We start from the raw sequence: 21185 nt of genomic DNA, 5'->3' as shown, positions 1-21185 counted from the left end.
TAAGTGAAGTTAAGCCCAATGGAAAACAGTGAAATTCAGGCCGTGCTGATGGCAGCATTGCCTTTAGATGAAGTGCATGTGATGAGCAATGATGGCAGCCATTTTCAGGTGATCGCCGTAGGCGAACTGTTTGGCGAACTGAGCCGCGTGAAAAAGCAGCAGGCTGTCTACGCGCCGCTGATGGAATTTATCGCGGATAACCGCATTCATGCTGTCTCTATCAAAACCTATACTCCCGCTGAATGGGCGCGTGACCGTAAACTCAACGGTTTCTGATCCCCAGCGGGGTGAACTCGTCGCTGGCGAGTCCAATCTTTAGCTAGTTAATTGAGAGCCGTGTTAATGGACAAATTTCGTGTGCAAGGCCCCACCCGCTTAAGTGGTGAAGTAACCATTTCCGGGGCAAAGAACGCCGCGCTTCCTATTCTGTTTGCTGCGCTGCTGGCTGAAGAGCCGGTCGAGATCCAGAATGTGCCAAAGCTGCGCGACATTGATACCACCATGAAGCTGCTGAGCCAGCTGGGTGCGAAGGTGGAACGCAACGGTTCTGTGCATGTCGATGCCAGCGCGGTAGATGTATTTTGTGCGCCTTACGATCTGGTCAAAACCATGCGTGCCTCAATCTGGGCGCTGGGCCCGCTGGTGGCGCGTTTTGGTCAGGGTCAGGTTTCCCTGCCGGGTGGCTGCGCTATCGGCGCGCGTCCGGTTGATCTGCACATTACCGGTCTTGAACAGCTGGGTGCCGAGATCAAGCTGGAAGAGGGCTACGTGAAAGCGTCAGTCAATGGCCGCCTGAAGGGCGCACTGATTGTCATGGACAAAATCAGCGTCGGCGCGACCGTGACCATCATGAGTGCTGCGACGCTGGCGACCGGTACCACCGTGATTGAGAATGCGGCGCGTGAGCCGGAAATTGTCGATACCGCCAACTTCCTTAACACCCTGGGCGCCAGAATCAGTGGTGCAGGCAGCGATAAAATCACCATCGAAGGCGTAGAGCGTCTGGGTGGCGGTGTTTATCGTGTCCTGCCGGATCGTATCGAAACCGGTACCTTCCTGGTGGCTGCCGCCATTTCGGGTGGCAAAGTGATGTGTCACAAAACCCAGCCGGATACGCTGGATGCTGTGCTGGCCAAGCTGCGTGATGCGGGTGCCGATATCGAAACCGGCGAAGACTGGATCAGTCTGGATATGCACGGCAAGCGGCCAAAAGCGGTCAATGTGCGCACTGCACCGCATCCAGGTTTCCCGACCGATATGCAGGCGCAGTTCACACTGTTAAACATGGTCGCGGAAGGCACGGGCGTGATTACCGAAACCATCTTCGAAAACCGTTTCATGCATATCCCGGAACTGATTCGTATGGGCGGACATGCTGAGATTGAGAGCAACACGGCGATCTGTCATGGGGTTGAAACCCTGTCAGGTGCGCAGGTGATGGCGACCGATTTGCGTGCGTCTGCCAGCCTGGTTCTGGCCGGTTGTATTGCGGAAGGAACGACGTTTGTTGATCGCATTTATCACATCGATCGTGGCTATGAGCACATCGAAGATAAGCTGAAAGCCATGGGCGCAAACATCGAGCGCGTCAGCGAAGAGTAATCCCGCAGATGCTCTGAAAGAGCCAGCCCCCTTTGGGGGCTGGTTTTTTTTCGCCTGAGGATCGCCTGAGTTTTCAGGCGGTATCGGAATGATCGACAGGCGCCCGGATACGTTTTCTGCGATCCAGCAGGCAGTGGGTCTCGGGATCGTAATAGCGGCTGGGCCAGATCTCACAAGGATGAACCTTGATCGCGTCAGCGATCAACCATTCGCCCTTGGGCCATGGACGCGTGAGCGCATTAGCCAGCGTTGATGAACTGAGACCTGCTGCGCGTGATAGCGCCGCGAGTGTCATTCCACGCTTATGCAGCGCCGCGATAATGTCAGCCGGGTGCCAGTCTTCCATCCTTTTTTGCATATCCTGTTCTCCTTTTCCCTGTCATTGCGTCGTCCAGCAGGACGTGAGCTTTCCTTTTTACCGTTATCTGGAAAGATTGAGGTTTTTATAGCAAATAGTTCCCATTAGTTTCCAGTAATATTTGGATCCAGCATCTGATCTGTGGGGTGGCATGCAAAAGGAGTGCAACAGCTAAGAGATAACAAAAAGAAGTGAGAGCAGGGACGTAAAAACGGAGCCTGTCAGGCTCCGTGAGGGATCAGAAATCGCGCTGAACTGACATGTGCGCCAGCGACTCCAGCGCACTGCGCCACGGCGATTCGGGCAGAATACGCAAGGCTTCAATGGCTTTATCCGCTTCCTGTTCGGCGCGGCTGCGCGTCCATTCGAGTGAACCACACTGATTCATCGCTTCCAGTACCGGTTCAAGCAGATGGCGGCCATTTCCCTGCTCAATGGCTTCACGGATCATCTTCGCCTGCTCAGGTGAGCCGTGCTGCATAGCATGCAGCAGTGGCAGCGTGGGTTTGCCTTCACTCAGATCATCGCCGGTATTTTTGCCCAGCGTCTCGCCATCAGCACTGTAATCCAGTAAGTCGTCAATTAATTGGAAAGCGGTGCCCAGATAGCGTCCATAATCCTGTAGCGCTTTTTCCTCTTCAGGTGTGGCTTCAGCCAGTATCGCCGAGGCCTGCGAGGCCGCTTCAAACAGACGCGCGGTCTTGCTGTAAATCACGCGCATGTAGCTCTCTTCGGTGATGTCGGGATCGTTGACGTTCATCAGCTGCAGGACTTCGCCCTCAGCAATCACGTTTACCGCTTCTGACATCAGCGCCAGGATACGCAGCGAACCCATGCTGGTCATCATCTGGAAGGCGCGGGTGTAAATAAAATCACCGACCAGCACGCTTGCCGCATTGCCAAACGCCGCGTTCGCGGTCGCTTTGCCACGACGCATATCGGATTCATCCACGACATCGTCATGCAGCAGCGTGGCGGTGTGGATAAATTCGATCAGCGCCGCATTGGTCACGTGCAGATCGCCCTTGTAGCCCATGGCACGTGCGGATAGCACGGCAATCATGGGACGGATACGCTTGCCCCCACCACTGATGATGTAGTAGCCCAACTGGTTGATGAGCGAGACATCTGAATTCAGCTGGTCGAGGATGGTCTGGTTAACGGCAGCCATATCCTGTGCGGTTAATTCATTAATCTGTTCTAAGTTCATTCGTCTTTTCAGCTATGACTCGTTATCTCTGCCATGGTAAGTGCTTTTACCCAGCCAGCGTTCAGGTAATCTGTTACTGATTGTACTTGAATTTTCTGCCTGAGAAACGGTTGCATTCAGCCTGTGTTTTTTTTCTGCAAGAGTGTGCAAAGTGCTCTTGTCTTCTTCTGGAGTTTTGCGTAGAATTCGCGCCCTATTGTGAATATTTAGCGCGCCGCCTGATGAACTAAAAGGCAAGCGCAGAAGCGGAGTTTTATATGTACGCGGTTTTCCAAAGTGGTGGTAAACAACACCGAGTAAGCGAAGGTCAGACCGTTCGCCTGGAAAAGCTGGACATCGCAACCGGTGAAACGATTGAGTTTGACCAGGTTCTGATGATTGCTAATGGCGAAGACGTGAAAATCGGCGCGCCACTGGTTTCAGGCGGAATGATCAAGGCAGAAGTTGTTGCTCACGGTCGTGGCGAGAAAATTAAGATCGTTAAGTTTCGTCGTCGTAAGCACTACCGTAAGCAAGCAGGCCATCGCCAGTGGTTCACTGATGTGAAAATCACTGGTATCACGGCATAAGAGGAGATCTGACAAATGGCACATAAAAAGGCTGGTGGTTCGACTCGAAATGGTCGTGACTCCAATGCAAAACGTCTGGGTGTAAAACGTTTCGGTGGCGAATCTGTTCTGGCAGGTAGCATCATCGTTCGTCAGCGTGGCACCAAATTCCACGCCGGTACCAATGTAGGTTGTGGTCGTGACCACACCCTGTTTGCTACCGCAGACGGTAAAGTACAGTTCGAAGTTAAAGGTCCGAACAACCGTAAATACATCAGCATCGTTGCTGAGTAAGGTTGTCGTGACGCAGACGTTTAACGTCTGAACGCACGAATTGAAGGCCCCGCAGCTCCTGCGGGGCTTTTTACATTCTGCGGTCTGTTGCGGTAAAAGCGACGCATCACAAAAGTTTGCTGTACACTTTATGTACGCACTGGCGAAAGCCAATCCTGATTTATCCGCCGCTGGTCAGCGCAGAAGACCCTGGCGGACCCGTCTGCAGAGTGCTGCAGGCGATTGTGTGACGGAGATAGAAAATGAAGTTTGTAGATGAAGCGACAATTTTGGTCGTCGCCGGTGATGGCGGTAATGGTTGCGTAAGCTTCCGCCGCGAAAAATATATCCCGAGAGGCGGCCCTGATGGGGGTGATGGCGGTGACGGCGGTGACGTTTATCTGATCGCTGATGAAAACCTCAACACCCTTATCGATTATCGTTTCGAAAAATCTTTCCGCGCCGAGCGTGGGCAGAACGGCCAGAGCCGCGACTGTACTGGCAAACGCGGTAAAGATATCGAAGTTAAAGTGCCGGTCGGCACCCGGGTTATCGATCAGGGTACCGGCGAGACACTGGGCGACATGACGCGTCACGGCCAGAAACTGATGGTCGGCAAAGGCGGCTGGCATGGTCTGGGTAACACCCGCTTTAAATCATCTGTAAACCGCAGTCCGCGCCAGAAAACCATGGGTACCCCAGGTGAAAAGCGCGATCTGCAGCTGGAGCTGATGCTGCTGGCAGATGTCGGGATGCTGGGCTTACCGAATGCCGGTAAATCGACCTTTATCCGTGCCGTATCGGCAGCGAAGCCAAAAGTGGCGGACTATCCGTTTACCACGCTGGTGCCGAGCCTGGGCGTGGTTCGTATGGACAGCGAGCAGAGCTTCGTCGTGGCCGATATCCCTGGCCTGATTGAAGGCGCAGCCGATGGCGCAGGCCTCGGCATTCGCTTCCTGAAGCACCTTGAGCGCTGCCGCGTGTTGCTGCACCTGATCGACATCGACCCTATCGATGAAAGCGATCCGGTTGAAAATGCCCGCATCATTCTCGGCGAGCTGGAAAAGTACAGCGAGAAGCTGTTCAACAAGCCACGCTGGCTGGTCTTCAACAAAATTGATCTGATCAGTGAAGAAGAAGCGCAGTCACGGGCTAAAGCGGTGGCTGAAGCACTGGGCTGGGAAGATAAGTATTACCTGATTTCTGCCGCAAGCCGTACCGGTGTCAACGAACTCTGCTGGGACGTGATGAGCTTCATCAACGCTAATCCGAAAGAAGCGGAGCTTGAAGAGAAGCAGCCGGAGAAAGTGGAGTTCATGTGGGACGATTACCACAAAGAAACCATTGAAAACACGGTTGAAGTGGAAGATGAAGAGTGGGATGACGACTGGGATGATGAAGACGACGAAGGCGTTGAAATTATCTATCAGCGTTAACCGATCGCCTGCTACAGCGTGATATGCAATGCCCCCTTTCAGGCCTGAAAGGGGGCATTGTTCTTTCTGCAGCTAGCTCATCACCGCCACACTCAGTCGCGCACTGCAGCACAGCTGATCCCGACCGTTCCGAATCTCAATCTGCCAGCTCTGACTGCGTTTACCCAGATGCAGTGGACGGCAAATTCCCCGCACCAGACCGGCAGAAACCGCACGATGATGGCTGGCATTCACTTCTACGCCAACCACGCTGCTGCCTTCCTCAACCGCCAGATATCCGGCAATTGAGCCCATCGACTCCGCCAGCACCACGGACGCACCGCCATGCAGCAGCCCGAACGGCTGTTGCGTACGGGCATCGACCGGCATCGTCGCTTCCAGATAATCATCACCTATCAGGGTAAAAACGATACCCAGATGGGCCACCAGAGAGTTCTCACCCAGCGCATTCAGGGCGGGAAGATCAATGGATCGCTTCCAGATCGCTGTCATCATCAGGCTCCCAGGGTTGCGCCACCATCAACCACAATATCCTGCAGCGTCACATGGCTGGCAAGATCCGACGCGAGAAACAATACGGTGGCCGCAATTTCCTGCGGCTGCGCGATCTTGCCCAGCGGGATACCCAGCTTGAACTGATCCGGGAAGCCGGCAATCATCTCCTGCTCACCCGTCGGTGTGTGCCACAGGCTGCGCTGCATATCGGTGTCGGTGGAACCGGGTGAAACGATGTTGCAGCGCACGCCATAGGGCGCCATCTCCAGACCCACGGTCTGACAGAGACTGCGCAGCGCCGCTTTTGAAGCACCATAAGCGGACATGCCAATACGCGGGGCATGAGCCGAATTAGACGCGACAGTGACGATGGCACCGGCGCGCTGTTCGCGAAAGCGTGGCAATGTTTGCTGGAACAGATTAAACGCGCCGCCCGCATTGACGTTAAGACACGCCTGCCAGTCGGCAAACGACAGCTCATCGGTGGCACCAATCCGTAAGATACCGGCTGCGTTGACCAGCACATCAATGCGCGGTTGCACGGCCAATACGCGCTGGCAGATCGTTTTGACCTGAGCCGGATCGGCTACATCCATCGTGTGGCAGGGAAACGGGTAATCATGGCCCTTAAAACGTTGATCAAAGGCCTCGACCTGTGCGCCAGCCTGATGAAAGGCTAACGCAGTATGATAGCCGATACCCTGGCCGGCACCGGTTACCCAGACGATTTTACCGCTGAAGTCGAATGTGTGGCTCATTTCGCCGGCTCCCGCGTCAGCAGCGCCCACCAGCCATCAATGCTCGGATTTTTCGCCAGGCTGACGAAATCGATATCACGATGTACCTGACGCCAGCGTGCCGCCAGCGCCATCACGCGTACTGAGTCCAGACCGTAATCAATCAGGTTTTCATCATCTTCCGGCACCTCATCATCTTCCAGCAGCGGCAGGATCAACGCGCGCAAATCATCTTTGCTGAGTGGCACAGGCATCAGATCGGCGGTCATCACCACTTTTCCGCTACGGCCCGCGGTGTAGGTCAGCGCCATCATATGTTCCTCACGGCTGAAGTCAGCCAGCGCATCGGCCACCATAAACGGCTGAATATTGCGCATAAACGCATCGGTGGCGGTGGTCAGGCAGCCAATATGGGCATAGACGCCGGTGATAATCAGCTGATCGCGACCCATCTCCTGCAGGATCGACTCCAGCGGCGAGCGGTGAAATGCACTGTAGCGCCATTTGGTCAGGACATGATCGTCCTCATCCGGTGCCAGCGCATCCACGATCTTCTGCTGATCGGGATGTTTATTCAGGCCCGGTCCCCACATGTCGTTGAGCAGCGCCCGATCTTCATCGCTCTGCGCATTTGGCTGAGCGGTGTAAAACACCGGAATGCCCTGCGCTTTGCAGTAGCGACGCAGGCGGACAATATTGTCGACTACCTGCTCAACCAGCGGGCTATCTTCGCCCCAGAAGTTGAGAAAATAGCGCTGCATATCGTGGATCAGCAGGGCGGCACGGCCCGGCTCCAGCATCCATTTCACTTTGTTGTTGGGCAACTCGGTGGCGGCTGGCAGCGGATAAGAGGTCAGTTGTGGAATAGCCATTGAAAATCTCCGGACAGATCAGGCTTGCGCTTGTTGATCGGCAAGTTGTTGGCGCAGACGTTTTTTGTCCACCTTTCCGACCGCGGTCAGCGGCAGGGCATCTACGCAGGTAATACGGTCGGGCAGCTTAAATTCTGCCACGCCAAGTTCACGCAGGTGACGACGCAGCGCCACCGGTTTAACCGGCTGACGGGTGACGATAAAGGCACAGCTCTTTTCGCCCATCAGCTCGTCGCTCATGGAGACCAGCGCAGCGTGGATCACATCCGCATGGCGCTGCAGCAGGTTTTCGATCTCTTCGGCTGCGATCTTTTCGCCGCCCCGGTTGATCTGATCTTTCTCCCGGCCCTGCACGATGATGTTGCCAGAGGGCGTGATCTCAATCAGATCGCCAGAGCAGTAAAAGCCCTGGTCATCGAAGCTGGCGGCGTTATGTTCCGGGCTGTTGTAGTAGCCGCGGAAGGTATAAGGACCACGCGTCATCAGGCGACCGATGGAGCCTGCTGGCAATGGATTACCCTGATCGTCGGCGACCCACACCTCGTCATCCGGGGAGATCGGGCGTCCCTGCGTGGTGAGAATGGTCTGCTCATCGTCATCCAGTCGGGTGTAGTTCACCAGACCTTCCGCCATACCAAATACCTGCTGCAGGGTGCAGCCGATCTCGTTCTGGATGCGCGCGGCCAGCGTTTCGCCCAGCTTTGCGCCACCGACCTGAATGCGTTGCAGCGAGGCCAGCGCAGCATTGCTGCCCCATTCCTGAATCGCCTGCAGCCAGAGACTGGCGGCGGGCGGAACCAGGCCGGTATCGGTGACCTGATGCTTTTCAATCAGCGGGAAGCAGAGTGTTGCGCTGGGATCGGCGGCTAAGATCACCTGTCCGCCCGCGTAAAAAACGCCCAGCGCGCCCGGCGAACTCATCGGGAAGTTATGCGCGGCGGGCAGGGCGATCAGGTAGCGGGTGTCGGCGGTAACATCGCAGATAACGTCACTCTCACGGATGCTGTAGTAGTAATCATTATGGGTACGTGGGATCAGTTTCGGTGTACCGGTACTGCCACCTGACAGCTGGAAAAAGGCGACTTCATCGCCTGCGGTCGGGGTTGCGATGAAGTTGCCCGCGGGTTCAGCCAGCAGGGCGTCGAGGCTGTTTTCCGTCTGAGCGTCATTACGCAGGATCACCTGTTGGAGTGAAGGCTGATCGCGGCGAAGTTGCGTAATAAACACATCATCGGCGAACAGTGCGTGGCTGCGATCGGCAATTAACAGGCTCGGCGAGATCTGACTGGCATAGGCGGCCAGTTCGGTGCGCTGATGGCTGAACAAGGCGTTAACCGGGGCAACGCCGATTTTGAACAGGGCAAACAGCGTCAGGTAAAATTCCGCCACGTTGCCGAGCTGCACCAGCGCCGTATCGCCTGACTTCAGGCCGCGACGCTGCAATGCCGCGGCCAGGTTGTCACTCAGCGCCGCCAGCTGGCGATAGGTAAATTGTCGTTCGCCATCAATCACCGCTACGCTCTCGCTGTCGCGATGACGTTCCAGGATGTCGGTCATCGGCAGATCGAGCCAGTAGCCTTTTTCACGGTAACGTGCAGCCAGATCGTCCGGCCAGCGGCTGTAGGAAATCGTCATACAGGTTCCTTTATTGCAGTCCAAAAGCGCGAAGCATGGTGTCGAGTTTGACGCCGGTTTCACGCCATTCTGATTCAGGTTGTGAGTCCGCTACGATGCCTGCGCCCGCAAACAGCCGCACCCGCGGGCCATTCACCGTACCGCAGCGAATGGTGACGACCCATTCGCCATTGCCCTGATCGTCACACCAGCCGACGATGCCGCCAAACAGCTGACGTTCGAATGGCTCCAGTCGCTGAATCAGCGTCTGAGCACGCTGATGCGGGAAGCCGCTGAGGGCCGGTGTCGGATGCAGCAGACAGGCCAGTGACAGCGCATTTTCGCGATCGTCCAGCACGTCACCCTGAATCTGCGTAGCGAGATGCCACAATGTTGCAGTGGTCAGCAGTGAGGGTGTCTCGGGGACCGACAGCAGGCGGCTGCGCGGTTGCAGCGTCGCGCGCATCGCATCCGTGACCAGCTTATGCTCATGACGATCTTTTGCTGAGTGCATCAGGCTGTCGCCAGAGGCCTGGTCACGCTGCGGATCGCGATGACGCGGCGCTGAACCGGCCAGCGGACAGGAGCTGAACTGGCGGCCCTGCTTACGAATCATCAGTTCCGGGCTGGCGCCAACCAGCGCGCCACCATCGGGCAGCGGCAGATGGAAGTGATAGCTGTTAGGGTTCTGCGCCACGATGCGCTGCATCAGGGCGGCCGTATCAACCGGTTGTTCCGCCACGATATCCATCAGCCGCGACAACACCACTTTATCCAGATCGCCGCGCTGCGTAGCCGCCACCGCCTGCGCAACCATGTCGATGAAAATGTCATGGTCCGGCACCGCCGTGCGGCGACGCACCTGCGGCAGTTCAGCCTCAGCCAGAGAGGCACTGGCGTTGAGATCGTCACGGTTAAAGGTCTGATACGACTCAGGGATAAACAGCGCAGCGGGCTGATCCACGTCGAAGGGGATTGCACCCACCAGAATGGGATGGGCAATGCCCTGTTTTCTGGCTGAAGCAAAATGGTGCTGTAGTTGCTGCTGAAACTCCCCTGTCAGCTGCTCACCCTGCCTCACCGGCGCGGTAAGGGTAGTAAAACAGCCCTGTGTGGTCAGGCTTTGCCAGGGAGAGGTAAACAGAAAGCCACGGCAGAGTGCCGGGAAATCCTGCAACAAGGGATGTTCAAACGCCAGCGATTCCACCATAATTCCCACCTATAAATGATAAGATAACTAATAATGATTATCATTTGTATTGTGGGCCAGTAACCTACGTTGATTAGCCGAAAGTGTCAATAATTACGCGGCGATTCAGCTGGCATGGCCGGTTAAATCAGCACAAATGGTCTCTCTCTTTTTCCGGGTAAAAGTGGACGAAAATCTATGAGTAAACATGGTGTCACATCGGCGATAGCGCTGTTTTTCCTGAGCATCAGCCTGTTCAGCGTTACCGCTGCTGCCCAGACCGGCTGGCCGCGTACTGTCGCCGGGGCAACAGGCAATATCACGCTGACCCAGGCACCGATGCGTATCGTTTCGACCAGCGTTACCCTGACAGGCTCGCTGCTGGCCATTGATGCGCCGGTCATCGCCAGTGGCGCAACCGCACCCGGCAGTCGGCTGGCTGATAAGCAGGGATTCTTCCGTCAGTGGGGCGAAGTGGCCAAACAGCGCGGCGTAAAACGTCTCTACATTGGTGAGCCCAGTGCAGAAGCGATTGCTGCTGAAGCGCCAGACCTGATTGTGGTCAGCGCCACAGGGAATGATTCGGCGATCAAACTGGTCGATCAGCTCGCGGCGATTGCGCCGGTGCTGGTGGTGAATTACGACGATAAAAGCTGGCAGCAACTGGTGACGTTGCTGGGTGAGGTGACCGGGCATGAAGCGGAAGCTGCCGCCCGGAAAGCTGAGTTTGATGCGCGAGAAAAGGCTCTGAAAGCGAAGCTGACCCTGCCGCCGCAGCCGGTATCAGCGATGGTGTGGAACGGGGATGGCCGGGCAGTCAATCTGTGGACGGATGCGTCGGCGCAGGGGAAATTACTGCAGCAACTGGGCTTCACTCTGGCGACGCCGCCGGCCACTCTTCAGTCTGGTCACAGCATGGGACAGCGTAAAGATATCCTGCAACTGTCAGGAGAAAATCTGGCGGCAGGCCTTAATGGTCAATCATATCTGCTGTTTGCCGCCGAAGAGCCCACCGCCGCACAGGTGATGAGCAACCCTTTCCTGGCGCAGACCCCAGCTGTGCGCGCAAAAGCGGTCTATGCGCTGGGGCTGGATAGCTTCCGGCTCGACTACTACAGCGCCAGCAATTTGCTGACGCGGCTGGAGACGCTGTTCGTTAAATCATGATCCCGTTTCCGCCGGTGCAGGCGGTTGATAGCGACGCAGACGCGCCATCAGCAGCCACATGACGATGCCCAGCACGGTGGCTGCCAGACCAGACAGGCTGGCCGCCTGCTGCGGCAACAGCAGCGAACCCATCGCGCCAATCATCGCTGCACCTATCGCATCGCCGGTGACATTCTGCGCTGTCCAGAGGCTGTTGATCCTGCCGAGCAGCGCATCAGGCGTCAGCGTCTGGATCAGCGCGTACTGCACCAGGCTGTTGATGGCACTGAAATAGCCAAAGGCCGCGAGGCAGACCAGACTCGCGCTGAACCACGGCATCAGGCTGAACAGAGCCAGCGCGACGAAAGCAGCAATAGCACTCGCCAGAATCAGGCGGCCCGGCTGCGGTGACTGTGCCAGCCGTCCGCTGGTGAGGGCACCTGTGGCAGCACCCAGCGGAACGGCGGCATACATCAGCCCTAACTCCGTCACACCGACCTGCCAGTGTGGCGCCAGCGCCGGATAGAGCACGCGCACCGCGCTGGCTAACGTCACCAGCGCGCCGACCAGCGCCGCCATGCCAACGATCGGGCTGGCAAACAGGAATTGCACGCCGCTGACCAGTGCTTTTAGCGGATGCTCACGCGGCTGCGGCGGTGGCGCCAGCCGCGGCAACCGCAGCAGGGTTAGCACCGTCAGCAACGTGCCGAACGCCGCCAGTCCGTAGTTCCACGCCACACCGCCCTGCGCGATGACCAGTCCGGCAATGGCGGGGGAGAGAATCGCGCCAAAGCGCACCGTCAGCATGGTAATCGCACCTGCTTTCATCAGGTTTTCACGCCCGACCAGCGCCGGCGTCGCCGCCAGCAGCGCGGTGACGCCTATCGCGCCGAAAAAACCATCCCACAGTCCCAGCACAAAGACGGCGATCACCGACGGCGAAGGGAGCAGGGCATTGATGCATAAGGCGACAAAGCCCAGGCCACAGGTGGATCGGGCAAACAGGATCAGACGTCGGCGCTCATAGCGATCCGCCAGCACGCCGCCGGTCAGCAGGCCGATAAACATGCCGGCACCGGCCAGCGTCACCGCCAGCCCCACCAGCAGCGGCGACTGCGTTAGCTGCTGAATCTGAACCGGTACCGCCACCGCCAGCATGCCGAGGGCGACGATGGAGATAAAGCGGGCGATAAAAATGGCGCGAAAGGCGGGGTGGGTTCTCAGCAGGCTGAGATCGATAAAGTGGGAGGGTTTGTTCATAACGTCGCTTTTTTGCACCCATTTTCCTCATCATTGAGTCCGGGAGTCATGGTAACATACAAAAAATCACTAATAACGATAACAAGTATCATTATCATAATGACTCGTGCTGCGATCTCAATGAATCGGTGAAGGTTTAAACGTTATGCGTCAACTTCGTGCAATAGCAGGTTCAGGGATGCTGCTGTTGTTGCTTCTCGCGCTCAGCCTGATGCTGGGTGCCAAATCTATCCCCTTTCATGATGTCACGCAGGCCTTATTCAGCGGCTGTAACCGCGTCGATTGTGTCATCGTGCGCGATGCCCGACTGCCGCGCACCCTGGCGGGTCTGCTGGCCGGGATCAGTTTAGGTCTGGCGGGCGCGCTGATGCAGAGCCTGACGCGCAATCCGCTGGCCGATCCCGGCATTCTCGGTATCAACGCCGGTGCAGGCTTTGCGGTAGTGCTGGGCATCGCCCTGTCTGGCGCTGACTCCCCCGCGGACTGGCTTGGCTTTGCCTTTACGGGCGCACTGCTGGCCTCCCTGCTGGTGGCGCTGACCGGTGCGCTGGGCGGTGGCCGCGTTAATCCGGTGCGTCTGACGCTGGCAGGCGTGGCGCTGGGCGCGGTGCTGGAGGGGTTAACCTCTGGTTTATCGCTACTCAATCCTGACATCTACGATCATCTGCGTTTCTGGCACAGTGGCTCGCTGGATATCCGCAATTTTGCCATTCTGCGCACCACCTTTCCGGCGGTAGTCGCCGGTAGCCTGCTGGCGCTGCTGCTGGCGCGTTCGCTCAACAGCCTGAGTATGGGCGGTGATATGGCGACCGCGCTGGGTACCCGGGTGATGCGTACCCAGCTGGTGGGATTACTGGCTATTGCGCTGCTGAGTGGGGCGGCGACAGCCGCTGTCGGCCCCATCGCTTTTGTCGGCTTAATGACGCCACATCTGGCCCGCTGGCTGCTGGGTAACGATCATCGCTGGATGCTGCCCGGAACCCTTCTTATCACCCCCTGTTTGCTGCTGGCCGCCGATATTCTGGGACGGCTGCTGGTACCGGGCGAACTGCGCGTGTCGATTGTCACGGCCATACTGGGCGCGCCGATGCTGATTGTGCTGGTGCGCCGCAAGTCGGGAAGAGGGCAGCTATGAAACGGGTGATGATTAATGCGCTGATGCTGCTGGTGGCCTGCGGGGTGCTGACCTTTCTGAGCATTACGCGCGGCACCTTACCGATCTCCGCCAGCCAGTTGTGGGCCCTTATCAACGGCGAGGCGGCGCGTAACATACAGCTGATTGTACTGGAGTGGCGACTGCCGCGTGTCATGATGGCGCTGCTGATTGGTGCGGCACTGGGCGTCAGCGGGGCAATTTTTCAGTCGCTGCTGCGCAACCCGCTGGGCAGCCCCGATATTCTGGGTTTCAATACCGGCGCTTACAGCGGCGTGCTGGTGGCACTGGTGCTGTTCCAGCAAAACATGGAGGGCATGACGCTGGCGGCACTGCTTGGCGGACTGCTCACGGCGGGCGTGGTCTGGCTGTTGAGCTGGCGCAACGGCGTGGAGACCTTTCGTCTGATCATTGTGGGCATCAGCGTGCGGGCGCTGCTGATGGCGCTGAACAGCTGGCTGATTATCAGCGCCTCACTGGAGGCGGCACTGAGCGCCGGGCTCTGGAGCGCCGGTTCACTCAACGGCATTACCTGGGCGAAAACGACGCCGGTGATTATCGTGCTGCTGCTGGCGCTGCTGGCGACAAGCATGCTGGCCCGGCGCATGCGTCTGCTGGAGATGGGTGACGACACCGCCTGCGCGCTGGGCGTACCGGTTGAACGCAGCCGCGTTTTGCTGATGCTGACGGGCGTGATCCTCACCGCCGCCTCTACCGCGCTGGTCGGTCCTGTCTCCTTTATTGCGCTGCTGGCACCGCAGATTGCTCGTCGGCTATGTGGCGGTATCAAAGGCGCGCTGCCGCTGGCTGCCTTGTGCGGCGCGCTGCTGTTAACCGCCGCGGATTACGCCGCGCAGCACTTTTTCCTGCCTTATCAGCTGCCGGTTGGCGTCATCACGGTTAGCCTGGGCGGACTCTATCTGATTGCTTTACTGGTACGGGAGGCGCGACGCCAATGACAGTGAAAACACGTTTGCAGGGCGACGCGCTGACGCTGGGGTATGACAAAAAAATCGTGGCGGAGAATCTCACCGTCGCGATCCCCGACGGTGAACTGACCGTTATTATTGGCCCAAATGCCTGTGGAAAGTCGACGCTGCTGCGTACCTTATGCCGCCTGGTCTCGCCCCTGAAAGGCCAGGTGCTGCTGGATGGCAATGCGATTGCTCACTACGCTACCAAAGAGGTGGCGCGTCGGCTGGGGCTGCTACCGCAAAGCTCGAATGCACCAGCGGGCATCAGCGTCAGCGAACTGGTCGCGCGCGGGCGTTATCCGCACCAGTCGCTGTTTGGTCGCTGGCGACAGAAAGATGAGACGGCTGTTCAGCAGGCAATGCAGGCTACCGGCGTGGCAGACTTAGCGCAGCAGCAGGTTGATACGCTCTCTGGCGGCCAGCGGCAGCGGGTGTGGATTGCGATGGTGCTGGCTCAGCAGACGCCACTGTTGCTGCTGGATGAACCGACCACCTGGCTCGACATCGCCCATCAGATTGAGTTGCTGGAATTAATGCAGGATCTCAATCAGCAGCATGGCCGTACGCTGGTGGTGGTGCTGCATGATCTCAATCAGGCGTGCCGCTATGCCAGCCACCTGATTGCGATGCGAGACGGGAAAATCATTGCCGAAGGGAAACCGGCGGAGATCGTCACGCCGGAACTGATAGAAGCGATCTACGGCCTGCGCTGCATCATCATTAACGATCCGGTGGCCGGTACGCCGATGATTGTGCCGCTGGGAAGAGGCTGACCTGCGCTTTCTCCACCCGAAGAAAGCGCAAAGTCAGAACGGTTCAGGGATCCAGCGACGCCAGGCACTGCTGCAGTCGTGGCCCAATCTGTTCGAACATGCGCGGTGAGATGATCTCGACGTGCGCACAGTCCAGCGGCCAGATAGTCAGCTCGCCGACATAGGGCGCCCAGGCGCGGCGCGCATCCTGACCGGGCTGCTGCGTCTGTTCCGCCAGGAACAGGGTTGCGTGTCCGGTGAAGCGGGCACTGCGCGCTGTTGCCAGCAGGCGCACTGAACTGGCGTAGTTGGCTTCAATGGTGGTAAACAGTGCCTCCATTCCTTCACCGGCCTGCTGCCGTTGCGCAGCGATAAACTGCTCGCGCTCACGATTAACCTCTTCCAGCACCGCCGGATCCAGCACGTTTTCACCGCGCCGTTCATCCCAGTTCTGCGTCTCCGGCGGCCAGGTATCCAGCAGTCCGAGGAAGGCAACGGTTTCACCTTCGGCCTCCAGCCGCGCGGCGATACCCTGCGCCAGCGTGCCGCCCAGCGAGTAGCCCAGGAAATAGTAAGGCCCCTGTGGCTGCTGCTGACGCACCGTCGCCAGATGCGCCTCACACACCGCGTCAAGTTGCTGCGCCTGGTTCAGCGGGCTGGTGATGTCGGGTGACTGAATGCCGAGTAGCGACCAGCGTGCATCCAGATAGCGCTGCAACACGCTGAACTGCCAGGCAAAACCGGAGGCGGGATGGAAGCAAAACAGCGTCGGGCCAGTGCCGCGTCGCAAGGGTAATACCGCTTCAAATCCGGCACGAGCCACATCCGCGGGCTCGCTGCTGAGCAGTGTCGCCAGCTTTTCTACCGTGGATGCCACCATGATCTGGCCCACTGACACCGGCTGATTCAGCGTCCGGCGCAGCTGTGCTGCCAGCCGCATCGCCAGCAGCGAGTGACCGCCCAGCGAGAAGAAATCATCCTGGGCGCTCACCGGTTCGCACTCCAGCAGCCTGGCAAACGCCTGTGCCAGTGTCGTTTCGAGTCCGGGATGCGGCGCGCGACCAGCCAGCGCTGCCTGCGTTTGCGGCAGCGGCAGCGCTTTGCGATCCAGTTTACCGTTGCTGCTGAGCGGTAACGCCGCCAACTGAACAATCGCCACCGGCACCATATGCGCCGGTAACTGTGAGGCCAGAGTCTGACGCATTGCGTCGGTATCGATCGGGCCATCAGCCACCACATAGCCGACCAGCTGGCGGGCATCGCCCTGCTGATCGCTGCTGCTCCCCAGCACCACCGCATGTGTGACGGCCTGCTCAATGCCAGGTAGCGCAGCCATGGCGTGGTCGATCTCGTTCAGCTCGATACGCTGCCCGCGAATTTTTAGCTGATCGTCGCTGCGGCCCAGATACTCCACCGCACCATCCGGCAGCCAGCGCGCCACATCACCAGTGCGGTACATCCGGGAGCCGTGACCCCACGGATCGGCGACAAACCGGCTGGCAGTGAGGTCGGGACGATCAAGATAGCCATGCGCCAGCTGCACGCCGGTCAGATAGAGATCGCCAGCCACGCCCGGTGGCACCGGCTGCAGACGCGCATCCAGAATCCGTAAGCCGGTGTTCCAGACCGGGAAGCCAATCGGCACGCTGGCCCCTTCGACGGCCGCCAGCTCCGGGCCAAAGGCCGGATAGTAGCTGACATCAACCGCTGCTTCGGTCGGGCCATAAAGATTATGCAAGGGCACACGGGTCAGCGCCTGCCACTGGCGCGATAACTCTGCGGGCAGCGCTTCGCCGCTACAGAAAACCCGGCGCAGGGTGGCGCAGCGCGCTATCGCGTCACCTTCCTGCAACGAAGCGACAAAAGCAGCCAGCATCGACGGAACAAAATGGGTGGTGGTCACGCGGTAGCGGGCAAACAGCTGCTGCAGCGCGTCCGGGTCGCGATGAGCATCGGGCGGAGCCATCACCAGCCGTGCGCCGACGATGAGCGGCCAGAAGAACTCCCATACCGAAACATCAAAGCTGCTCGGGGTTTTCTGCAACACCACATCATCGCTGCCGAGCGGATAGCGATCCTGCATCCATAACAGACGGTTGACGATCGCCTCATGACTGACCAGCACCCCTTTTGGCCGACCGGTCGAGCCGGAGGTATAGATGATGTATGCGCCATCCTGTGGACGCGGGGCCTGCATCAGCACGCTATCCACGGGTGTTAACAGCGCGTCGTAAAACAGCGGCGCGACGGGTGAGAGTGCCGCCAGCCGCTCGGCCAGTTCACGACAGGTGATCAGCGTTTTCGGCGCGGCATCTTCCAGCATCATCTGTAACCGATCGTCCGGGTAGCCGGTATCAAGCGGCAGCCAGGTTGCCCCCACGCTGACGATCGCCTGCAGCGCCAGCGATAAAAAGACCGAACGCGGCAGCGCTACGGCGACGATATCACCCGGCGTCACTCCCTGCGCAATCAACTGCTGCCCCAGCGCGGCGACTTGCTGCTGCATCTGTTGATAGTTAAGCTGATGCCCCTCATCTGCCAGTGCCGGAGCGCGCGGCGAACGCTGTGCCTGCCGAAGCAGCAGGCTGCTCAGGGTTTCTGCAGGCAGCATTACGGCAGTCTGGTTGATCGCCGCGAGCTGCTGATGCTCTTCCGGCATCAGCATGTCCAGCTCGCCACAGGCACTGGCTGGCCGGACGGCAAGCTGCTGAAGCAGCAGGCCAAAGCGGCTGGCGTGTTGCTTTAGCGTTGTGTCGTTATAGCGCTGTGCATTAGCCAGTAACTCCAGTGTCAGGTCGCCCTGTTCGCTGAGGTAGATAGCAATCTCCAGATCGCGTACCGGTCCTGACGCCAGCTGATGGGTTACGCCTTTGATGCCAGCGAAATCGAGCTGGTAATCAAACATCTTCAGGTTGATTACCGGCCCATAGAGCGGATCGCTGTCGCCGGAGCGACCCAGATCGCGCTGCACCTGTTCAGCGTCGTAACGCTGATGGCGACGCATTTTTTTGACTTCGTCCGCCAGACGCCCGGCCAGTGCCGTCAGCGGCTGTGCCGGATCGTAATGCACCGCCATTGGCAGCACGTTAATCACCGGACCGGTGGCGCAGAGCGCGGCCGAGCCGATGCGGCGCATAAAGATGAAACCGGCGGCGAACGCATGCTGGCCGGTGAGGCGCGCCAGCCATAACGCCACCAGCGCAAAGGCGGTATCCGCGGCACTGAGGTTGTGCTGCCCGGTGTGCGTCAGCAAAGCCTGAAACGTGTCGCGATCCACGGCAAACGTGTGGCGCAGCAGGTCGGTGCTGGCGCTCTGACCGGCCAGCGGCAGAGCGGACAACGAGGCGGGCGCAGGTAGCTGCGCGCCTTTCTCCAGCCAGTGCTGGCGATCGCGCTGCCAGCCCGAAGATTGCTGATAGCGCTGATATTCATCAACGACGTCGCTGAACGGCACAAACGGGCTTGGCTCCGGCGTGTCGCCGCGCTGCCAGGCGCTGTAGAGATTGGCGATACGGCGGGTCAGGGCGGTGAAACTAAAACCATCGACCACCAGATGATGGTATCGCTGATACCAGTACCAGTGATCCTCATCCAGCCGAAACAGGCTGTGATGGTAGAGCGGCGCGCCGCTCAGCACCCGCAGATCGCCGGTCATATCCTGCTGCATCAGCGCACGTGCTGCGGCCTCCGGATCGGCGGCGTCGCGCAGATCGACCACCTCAGGCTCGCGGAAAGCCTGGGGTTCAGGCCACTGTAGCGGTTCACCCTCCAGCTCGCCAAAGGCCATATTCAGTGTGTCCGCTTCCTGCATGCCAGCAATTATGGCCCGTGACAGCAACGCGCTGTTCAGCGCACCGCGCAGTTCGACAAAATGCGCCACGGCGTAAGCATTGGAATAGGGCGATAGCTGGTCAGCGATCCAGATTCCGGGCTGAGCGGCCACCAGCGGCAGCGTTTTTTGTTCTGTCTGCGGGTTGAGGGTGATCTCAGACATTTTCGCCTCTGTCCTGCGTCATAACTGGACGGATATCGTGCCAGTTTTCATTCAGCCAGCTCAGACAGTCAGCCTGTGGCCCGGGGCCAAACACCGGCTGCCATCCTGCCGGAACCGCACAAAAGGCGGGCCATAAACTGTACTGCTGCTGATCGTTCTTCAGCACCTGACAATCCTGTTGCGGATCGTCGAAAGGGTTAAGTTGTTGCATGTCGGTCTCCTGTCCGCAGTCACCGGGCGCGCTAACGCCGCTGTCCTGCATAGATATCTTTCAGTGGCGCGCAGAAGGCGGAATATAAGCGGGTTAGGGCTATTGCCACATGGCTTTAAGGCCTGCCAGCAGTCCGCCGCGCCAGCACAGCGCATCGTGACCGCCTTCGACCGGGTGATAGCTGACCTGATGTCCGGCAGCGTTCAGATCGCGCTGAAACTGCTGGTTTGCTGCCAGAATCAACCGTTCGCGTCGTCCCGCTTCCAGGTAGAAGCGGCGAGGGGGTGCCTGCAGTAAGCCCTGTTGTAACTGCTGTGGCAGCCAGCCATTGGGATCGCCGCGCGCGGGCCACCAGAACGAACCGGAGAGGCTGATCGCTCCAGCAAAGGTTTCCGGCCAGGTCAGGGTGGCGTAAGCGGCAGAAAGGCCGCCAAAACTTTGTCCCGCTACCAGCGTGCTGTCGGCACGAAACGGCGCCCAGCGCTGAACCTGCGGCAACAGCTCGTGCTGAATCGCCAGCCAGAAGTCAGGGTTACAGGTCAGCTCACGCGTGCGGTGTTCGCGGTCGATGATGTCGATCATGACATAGACCGCAGGGGGCAGTTCGCCTGCCTCTGTCAGTTGCTGAAGCGGGCCGGCAACCGGCATGTTCTGTGCCCAGAACTGACCATCCAGCAGCAGTACCAGCGGACGATCGCCTGCACTGGCGTCTCCGGTAACAGAGATCCAGATCTGACGCTGGTTCCCCAGCCGTTCGCTGCGCCACCAATAGTGTTGCAGCGGAATATCGGCGGCACGGCCCTCATCAACCGCACGCCACACCTGCTGATCCGGCGCGTGTGGCAGGTGCAGTGGCGAGACCCTCATTCCGCGTCCACCCGCCCAGCTTCGCAGAGGATTCAGCGGGTCGCTTTGCGCCTGCGGGAATTTCTGACTCCACCACTGGCGCACTGCCTGCATATCGGCCTGCCCGGTAAAAGTCTCTTCCTGACTATCAGGAATCAGGCAGTAGCTGCCGCGCCAGTCAGCGGGCAGGGCGGTTTGCCACCACCAGACATCGGTATCGGGAACAGGCGTTAAGGAGGAGGGGACCGCTGAATGATGATGATCGGTTACGCCGGTAATATTGATCCAGACGCGCCGGGTATCGGAGTGCTGCGTGTCACCCTGGGGATCGCGCCAGAAAAAGGTGACCTGACAGGTTCCCTTTTCGCCAGCTTCAACCAGAGGAATGCCCCGTTGCTGCTGCTGTTGCCACCAGCGTTCACTGCCGGTTTCTTCACTTAACCACGTCATACGCGCCATCTTTCGATCACCCTTGATTAGGGTCATACATGTTATGAATAATAGTATTGATAATT

20 protein-coding genes are annotated in these 21185 nt (G+C 58.7%); 9 read left to right on the top strand and 11 right to left on the bottom strand.

All coding sequences use genetic code 11. The annotated features are described in order from the left end of the window. Positions 1–18 precede the first annotated feature (18 nt). Both ibaG and murA read left to right on the top strand, forming a co-directional pair. Positions 19–276 carry a BolA family iron metabolism protein IbaG gene (gene ibaG / locus ACX8ZY_RS17775; protein ID WP_010251880.1) on the top strand — a complete coding sequence of 86 codons (258 nt, stop codon included), beginning with the start codon at positions 19–21 and terminating at the stop codon, positions 274–276. A 66-nt stretch (positions 277–342) separates the two neighbouring features. Further along, positions 343–1602 carry a UDP-N-acetylglucosamine 1-carboxyvinyltransferase gene (gene murA / locus ACX8ZY_RS17770; RefSeq protein WP_010251868.1) on the top strand — a complete coding sequence of 420 codons (1260 nt, stop codon included), beginning with the start codon at positions 343–345 and terminating at the stop codon, positions 1600–1602. A gap of 73 nt (positions 1603–1675) precedes the next feature. Here the strand turns inward: murA and ACX8ZY_RS17765 are convergent, their stop codons facing one another. After that, a complete protein-coding gene (locus ACX8ZY_RS17765) occupies positions 1676–1960 on the bottom strand; it encodes a helix-turn-helix domain-containing protein (RefSeq protein ID WP_022625265.1) in 285 nt (94 codons plus the stop codon). Between the two features lie 238 nt (positions 1961–2198). Next, on the bottom strand, positions 2199–3170 hold the full coding sequence (gene ispB / locus ACX8ZY_RS17760; protein ID WP_008925415.1) for an octaprenyl diphosphate synthase: 972 nt from the start codon (positions 3168–3170) through the stop codon (positions 2199–2201). A 257-nt stretch (positions 3171–3427) separates the two neighbouring features. On the opposite strand from ispB, the gene rplU reads away from it, so the two are divergent. The 3 genes from rplU (at position 3428) to cgtA (ending at position 5427) form a co-directional block, all read left to right on the top strand. After that, positions 3428–3739, top strand: a complete 312-nt coding sequence (gene rplU, locus ACX8ZY_RS17755) for a 50S ribosomal protein L21 (protein ID WP_008925416.1) — start codon at positions 3428–3430, stop codon at positions 3737–3739. A gap of 15 nt (positions 3740–3754) precedes the next feature. Then, a complete protein-coding gene (gene rpmA, locus ACX8ZY_RS17750) occupies positions 3755–4012 on the top strand; it encodes a 50S ribosomal protein L27 (protein ID WP_003851093.1) in 258 nt (85 codons plus the stop codon). A 242-nt stretch (positions 4013–4254) separates the two neighbouring features. Further along, positions 4255–5427, top strand: a complete 1173-nt coding sequence (gene cgtA, locus ACX8ZY_RS17745; protein WP_003851092.1) for an Obg family GTPase CgtA — start codon at positions 4255–4257, stop codon at positions 5425–5427. 72 nt (positions 5428–5499) lie between these two features. Here the strand turns inward: cgtA and ACX8ZY_RS17740 are convergent, their stop codons facing one another. Genes ACX8ZY_RS17740 through ACX8ZY_RS17720 form a run of 5 tightly spaced genes read right to left on the bottom strand, consistent with a single transcriptional unit; the run spans position 5500 to position 10355 of the window. Continuing rightward, on the bottom strand, positions 5500–5919 hold the full coding sequence (locus ACX8ZY_RS17740) for a hotdog fold thioesterase (protein ID WP_029519501.1): 420 nt from the start codon (positions 5917–5919) through the stop codon (positions 5500–5502). A 2-nt stretch (positions 5920–5921) separates the two neighbouring features. Then, positions 5922–6680 (bottom strand): 2,3-dihydro-2,3-dihydroxybenzoate dehydrogenase, encoded by a 759-nt coding sequence (gene dhbA / locus ACX8ZY_RS17735; RefSeq protein ID WP_022625267.1) that lies wholly within the window; start codon positions 6678–6680, stop codon positions 5922–5924. Continuing rightward, on the bottom strand, positions 6677–7531 hold the full coding sequence (locus tag ACX8ZY_RS17730) for an isochorismatase family protein (RefSeq protein ID WP_324700455.1): 855 nt from the start codon (positions 7529–7531) through the stop codon (positions 6677–6679). The genes dhbA and ACX8ZY_RS17730 overlap by 4 nt, the downstream gene beginning before the upstream one ends. A gap of 18 nt (positions 7532–7549) precedes the next feature. Continuing rightward, on the bottom strand, positions 7550–9166 hold the full coding sequence (locus tag ACX8ZY_RS17725; protein WP_060681572.1) for a (2,3-dihydroxybenzoyl)adenylate synthase: 1617 nt from the start codon (positions 9164–9166) through the stop codon (positions 7550–7552). Positions 9167–9176: 10 nt separating this feature from the next. Continuing rightward, positions 9177–10355 (bottom strand): isochorismate synthase, encoded by a 1179-nt coding sequence (locus tag ACX8ZY_RS17720; RefSeq protein ID WP_089414645.1) that lies wholly within the window; start codon positions 10353–10355, stop codon positions 9177–9179. A 177-nt stretch (positions 10356–10532) separates the two neighbouring features. Between ACX8ZY_RS17720 and fepB the strand changes: the two genes are divergently transcribed. Further along, the gene (gene fepB, locus ACX8ZY_RS17715; protein WP_421665137.1) at positions 10533–11501 is read left to right on the top strand and encodes a Fe2+-enterobactin ABC transporter substrate-binding protein; all 969 of its coding nucleotides are present in this window, start codon (positions 10533–10535) and stop codon (positions 11499–11501) included. On the opposite strand, the gene entS is transcribed toward fepB, so the two are convergent. Beyond that, positions 11496–12740 carry an enterobactin transporter EntS gene (gene entS, locus ACX8ZY_RS17710; RefSeq protein ID WP_022625272.1) on the bottom strand — a complete coding sequence of 415 codons (1245 nt, stop codon included), beginning with the start codon at positions 12738–12740 and terminating at the stop codon, positions 11496–11498. The two genes, fepB and entS, sit on opposite strands and share 6 nt — an antisense overlap. Before the next feature lie 145 nt (positions 12741–12885). Here entS and fepD point away from each other — a divergent pair, with 145 nt between their 5' ends. The 3 genes from fepD to ACX8ZY_RS17695 are packed head-to-tail and all read left to right on the top strand — an operon-like array spanning position 12886 to position 15640. Continuing rightward, positions 12886–13875 (top strand): Fe(3+)-siderophore ABC transporter permease, encoded by a 990-nt coding sequence (fepD, locus tag ACX8ZY_RS17705; RefSeq protein WP_301249947.1) that lies wholly within the window; start codon positions 12886–12888, stop codon positions 13873–13875. Then, positions 13872–14852 (top strand): iron-enterobactin ABC transporter permease, encoded by a 981-nt coding sequence (fepG, locus tag ACX8ZY_RS17700; protein ID WP_256849792.1) that lies wholly within the window; start codon positions 13872–13874, stop codon positions 14850–14852. The genes fepD and fepG overlap by 4 nt, the downstream gene beginning before the upstream one ends. Beyond that, positions 14849–15640 carry an ATP-binding cassette domain-containing protein gene (locus ACX8ZY_RS17695; protein ID WP_256849791.1) on the top strand — a complete coding sequence of 264 codons (792 nt, stop codon included), beginning with the start codon at positions 14849–14851 and terminating at the stop codon, positions 15638–15640. Before fepG ends, ACX8ZY_RS17695 begins: the two co-directional genes overlap by 4 nt. 43 nt (positions 15641–15683) lie before the next feature. Here ACX8ZY_RS17695 and ACX8ZY_RS17690 read toward each other — a convergent pair whose 3' ends face one another. The 3 genes from ACX8ZY_RS17690 to fes form a co-directional block, all read right to left on the bottom strand. After that, positions 15684–19613 (bottom strand): enterobactin synthase subunit F, encoded by a 3930-nt coding sequence (locus ACX8ZY_RS17690; protein WP_421665136.1) that lies wholly within the window; start codon positions 19611–19613, stop codon positions 15684–15686. Then, positions 19606–19824 carry an MbtH family protein gene (locus ACX8ZY_RS17685; protein WP_029519500.1) on the bottom strand — a complete coding sequence of 73 codons (219 nt, stop codon included), beginning with the start codon at positions 19822–19824 and terminating at the stop codon, positions 19606–19608. The genes ACX8ZY_RS17690 and ACX8ZY_RS17685 overlap by 8 nt, the downstream gene beginning before the upstream one ends. A gap of 99 nt (positions 19825–19923) precedes the next feature. Then, positions 19924–21129: an enterochelin esterase gene (fes, locus tag ACX8ZY_RS17680; RefSeq protein WP_421665135.1), complete on the bottom strand. Its 1206-nt coding sequence runs from the start codon at positions 21127–21129 to the stop codon at positions 19924–19926. Positions 21130–21185: the final 56 nt, after the last annotated feature.

It is taken from the genome of Pantoea sp. XAF26B01_ASV70 (genome assembly GCF_054512635.1).
This window is presented reverse-complemented; position numbering and strand designations above follow the sequence as displayed.